Source organism: Desulfosporosinus cupriresistens (genome assembly GCF_001707885.1).
Taxonomy (GTDB): Bacteria; Bacillota; Desulfitobacteriia; order Desulfitobacteriales; family Desulfitobacteriaceae; genus Desulfosporosinus.
Window position 1 is genome coordinate 1 of the sequence record NZ_MASS01000108.1, and the last position, 4,522, is coordinate 4,522.

Genomic DNA, 4,522 nt, shown 5'->3' on the forward strand with positions numbered 1-4,522 from the left:
AGTTAAGAACTTGAAAGTTCTTAAACATTTTAATGCTTTAGATCCTTTCCAACGATTAGCATGCTAAATACTATTGCTGGAAGAAACATAGCATAGTCAGAATATACGGCAGAATCACTAGTGAATAAACTTGGAACCATCTCTTTCCAGAGGTTATTGTATTAGCATTACATCCCCCCTTTCAAAATACCAAGCCCTATTATTCAACTATATCACTCAGCCATCCCCCATATCATGTGGTCCTGCTCATAAAAACCTCATTTTCCTACAAGACATCAGGTCGGCAAATGAGTCCTCTGAATCTTTAAAGAATTAGTCTCAACAAACTCTTGCGCGAGAGATATTATGTGACGGCGATTAAGCACACCAACGATAAGCTGAAGGCTACTCGCCGTCCACAATGAAACTGTTACTTATAGCATAATTAGATATTCTGTTCCAAGATTTCAGCAATATCTAATGCCTTAAGCTGCTCTCCGACTTCACGAGCGCCGATTCCATCAGCAATCATAGTAAGACAGAACGGACATGCAGTCCCAACATAATCTGTTTTTACAGCGATAGCTTCATCTGTACGCATTTCATTGATACGTAGCCCTTCGTGTTCTTCAAGCCACATACGGCCGCCTCCGGCACCACAGCAGAAACTCTTCTCGCCAGTATGAGCCATTTCTTTGATATCTAAGCCAACAGCTTTAAGCAATTCACGCGGTTGTTCGTAAATTTGATTATAGCGACCTAAATAACAAGAATCGTGATAGGTGACCGATTTGTTGGCAACGCGGGAAAGTTTTAGCTTGCCAGACTTAACTAAATCTAACAGGAATTCGGTATGGTGAATAACTTCGAAGTTTCCACCAAACTGCGGGTACTCATTTTTCAACAGGTTGTAACAGTGCGGGCATTGTGTGATGATCTTCTTCACCCCATGACCATTCATAACTTCAATATTTTCAGTGGCCAAGGAGAAGAACAAATACTCGTTGCCTAATTTACGCGCAGAGTCACCACAACATTTTTCTTCATTTCCCAAGATAGCAAATCGAACACCTGCTGCATTGAGTAATTTAACCAGAGCAGCAGACACTTTTTGATTGCGAGCATCAAAGGCTCCAGAACAACCGGGCCAATACAGATACTCAGCACCAGGATCTTCTTCAAAAGTTTTCACTCCCAGGTTAGTAAGGAAATCAGCACGTGTAGTCCAACCAATCCCCCAAGGATTCCCATTATTCTCCATATTCTTGAAGGCCAATTGAGCTTCTGCAGGGAATCTTGTTTCCATGAGGACTAGATTACGACGCATATCAATGGTTTTATCAACATGTTCAATAAATACAGGGCATTGTTGTTCACAAGAACGACATGTCGTACAAGCCCAGAGGTCTTCTTCTGGAATCACTTCACCAATGAGCGCACGACCAGTCCACTCTTCCGTCTCGCTTGCCGCAGCTGCTTCTTGACCCTCAGCAGCATGAACTGAAGTTGCTTTTTCCTTTGCTGCTTCAACAGCTGCACCGGTTTCTTCCATAAGGACTTTCATATCTTGAATAATTCGTTTAGGACTAAGGTGTTTACCGCTCAAATATGCTGGACAGTTATCTTGGCAACGCCCACAACGCAGGCACACGTCTGTATTGAATAATGCTTTCCAGGAAAACTCTCGCAATTGGCTTTTTCCAAAGGTTTCAATACTTTCATCTTCGAAATCAATAAGTTCTGGAATACCGATTGGACCACGGTTACGCATAAACTGGTTCCCTAGACCCAACAAGACATGGAACATCTTAGAATGTGAGAAATAGCCAATAAATGCCATAGCAAGAACGAGGTGGAACCACCAAAGGAAACGGTGTAAGGACAAGAGTTGTGCTTCATTCATCGAAGCCTTTAGAGGAACTGCTATCCACTTTCCAATAAAGCCCCAACTAGCCCAAGGGTCCGATAAGGCAGCCATACGGACTCCTTCAATAAGAAAACCAGTCAGTAAGATCACGAATAACAAAATAAGAGTAATAGCATCGTCTGTTTTATTGTCCAAACGATCTGGCCTTTTGATATAACGTCGATAGGCCGCCATGAGAATACCAATAACAGCTGCAAGTCCAAATATGTTGGCTGTTAACTTAATAAAAAGATAAAGCCAGCCATGAAAAATTTGTAAGCCAACATCCGCTTGGAGAGTAATAATTGCAGTTGCAAATGCTAAAAATACGAATCCCCAGAAAATGGCAAAGTGCATTATTCCAGGGTAGGAATCTTTAAGAATCCGTTTATGACCTAACCCATAGACAATAACGTCTTTAATCCCTTGCCCAACGTCTTTCCAGCGATTTTCAGGTTGCCCTAATTTCCATAGCTGCACTCGCTTATATACACCGTAAGCAAAGAAAACAAGCGCGAAGATGAAGAGTAAATAAAGCCAATGCTCTCCTTCAATGTTCCAATACACTTGACGTGTGGCCATTCTTCTCTCTCCTTGTTCTATTTAGCGAAGCGCCTTTGAGAGGCGCTTCGCTAAATGTTATTCAAATTTATTTGACTATTTTCTTCAATTCTTCAGTCAACACAGGAACTACTTCAAACAGGTCGCCTACAATACCATAATCGGCAACGTTAAAGATGTTCGCTTCAGGATCTTTGTTAATGGCAACAATAAACTTTGAAGATCCCATACCAGCAAGATGCTGGATTGCTCCGGAAATTCCGCAAGCAATGTAGAGAGTCGGAGCAACCGTTTTTCCAGTTTGTCCAACTTGGAACTTGTGTTCTTTCCAACCGGAATCAACTGCCGCACGTGAAGCACCAACAGCCGCACCGATTACATCTGCTAAGGCTTCCAGGATCACATAATTTTCAGGGCCTTTCATTCCACGTCCACCAGAGACAATGATGTTGGCCTCAGTAAGGTCTGGACGTTCAGACGCTGCAATGGCAACTTCTTTAAGAATTGCGCGTAAATCAGCTGCATCGATATCCGCAGCTTCTTTGACAACTTCTGCGCTACGTGAAGCATCAGGTGCAGCTAGAGCAAAAGTATTGGGGCGAATTGTCGCCAAAATTGGGCGAACGTTTGAAGCAAGATATTCAAATGCTTTACCAGCATAGATCGGGCGTTTGAAGGTTAAGAAGCTGCTTGCGTCAGTTTCCATTCCTGTGCAGTCAGAGGCTAAGCCAACTCCCAGACGTTGTGCCAAGCGAGGTGCCAGGTCTTTACCAATAGCGGTGTTTCCAATTAATACAGCTTGTGGCTCTTCTTTGCTGATAAGCTTGTTAAGCGCAGAAGTATAAGCACCTGTCGTATAATCAGCCAATTTCGCATCATCAATAAGAATAACTTTATCCGCTCCATATGAAGCAACTGTGGAAGCAAGACCATCAATACCCTGACCGAGTACTACGGCTACTAAAGGCTCGCTAGTTTCATCTGCTATTTTCCGTCCTTGGCTGAGAAGTTCTAATGAAACTTTACGAATTTCCAAGTTGCGTTGTTCAACGATAATCATAATTCCCTTTGCCATCTTAATTCCTCCCTTTACAGAATCTTAGCTTCTTCGTGCAAGAGTCGTGCCAATTCTTGAGCAGCTGGTGCAGCGTCACCAGGTATTTTGCGACCTGCTTGACGAGCATCTGGTAAAGTATATTTTAGTACGCTCATTTTTTGTGCTAAATCTCCTGCGCTAAGTCCAAGATCAGCGAGAGAGAGCGTTTGTAATGGCTTTTTCTTAGCTTTCATAATTCCTGCAACAGAAGGATAACGAGGATCATTTAGACCTTTTTGAGCAGTTATTACGAGTGGTAAGTCGGCCTCAATGGTCTCTGTTCCGCCGTCAATTTCACGGGTCACAGTTGCATGAGTTCCAGCAATATCAAGTTTGAGAACACTGCTAATTGAAGGAACATTCAATATTTCTGCTACGCGAACACCAATTTGACTAGCGCCATCATCAATGGCGATACGACCAGCCAAGAGAATATCACACGGAATTTGGGAAACTGCTTTGGCAAGGACTTCTGCGTTTGCCCATTCATCAGCATTTTCTAAGGCAGCATCGGTAACAAGAACCCCTTTGTCAGCACCCATTGCTAAAGCGGTACGGATAGCTTCTTGAGCACGAGCACCTCCAATACTGACGACGGTCACCTCACCACCCAATTTTTCTTTCAGCCGAATTCCCTCTTCAATGGCAAATTCATCGTACGGGTTAATAATTAAATTAACCCCATTGGCATCAATCTTGCCACTACCATCTAGTACAATCTTAGCCTCAGTATCAAATGTTTGTTTGATGTAAACGACGATATTCATGCTTTCTCCTCCTAACTTTTCCTAGTTTGCCAAACAGGCACATTAGAGTAATTTATATTTGGACACCTCCCTGGAAACCAGGGGGAATGGTATCACCGTATTTTGATAGCTCCCTAGCTATTGCCTCTATCTTCTACAAGACATTAAGCTTTGCTAGCTGCGCATAGTAGTTCGGACAATTCCATGACTTGCAAGACGTCTCCCTTTTCCAGA

General features: G+C 42.9%; 3 protein-coding genes. All 3 read right to left on the reverse strand.

Annotated elements, in window-relative coordinates; genetic code table 11:
- Positions 1–424: 424 nt before the first annotated feature.
- Positions 425–2,467, reverse strand: a complete 2,043-nt coding sequence (locus DSBG_RS21200) for a heterodisulfide reductase-related iron-sulfur binding cluster (protein ID WP_068966952.1) — start codon at positions 2,465–2,467, stop codon at positions 425–427.
- Between the two features lie 67 nt (positions 2,468–2,534).
- The gene (locus tag DSBG_RS21205; protein WP_068966954.1) at positions 2,535–3,521 is read right to left on the reverse strand and encodes an electron transfer flavoprotein subunit alpha/FixB family protein; all 987 of its coding nucleotides are present in this window, start codon (positions 3,519–3,521) and stop codon (positions 2,535–2,537) included.
- A 14-nt stretch (positions 3,522–3,535) separates the two neighbouring features.
- A complete protein-coding gene (locus DSBG_RS21210; RefSeq protein WP_068966956.1) occupies positions 3,536–4,309 on the reverse strand; it encodes an electron transfer flavoprotein subunit beta/FixA family protein in 774 nt (257 codons plus the stop codon).
- Positions 4,310–4,522: the final 213 nt, after the last annotated feature.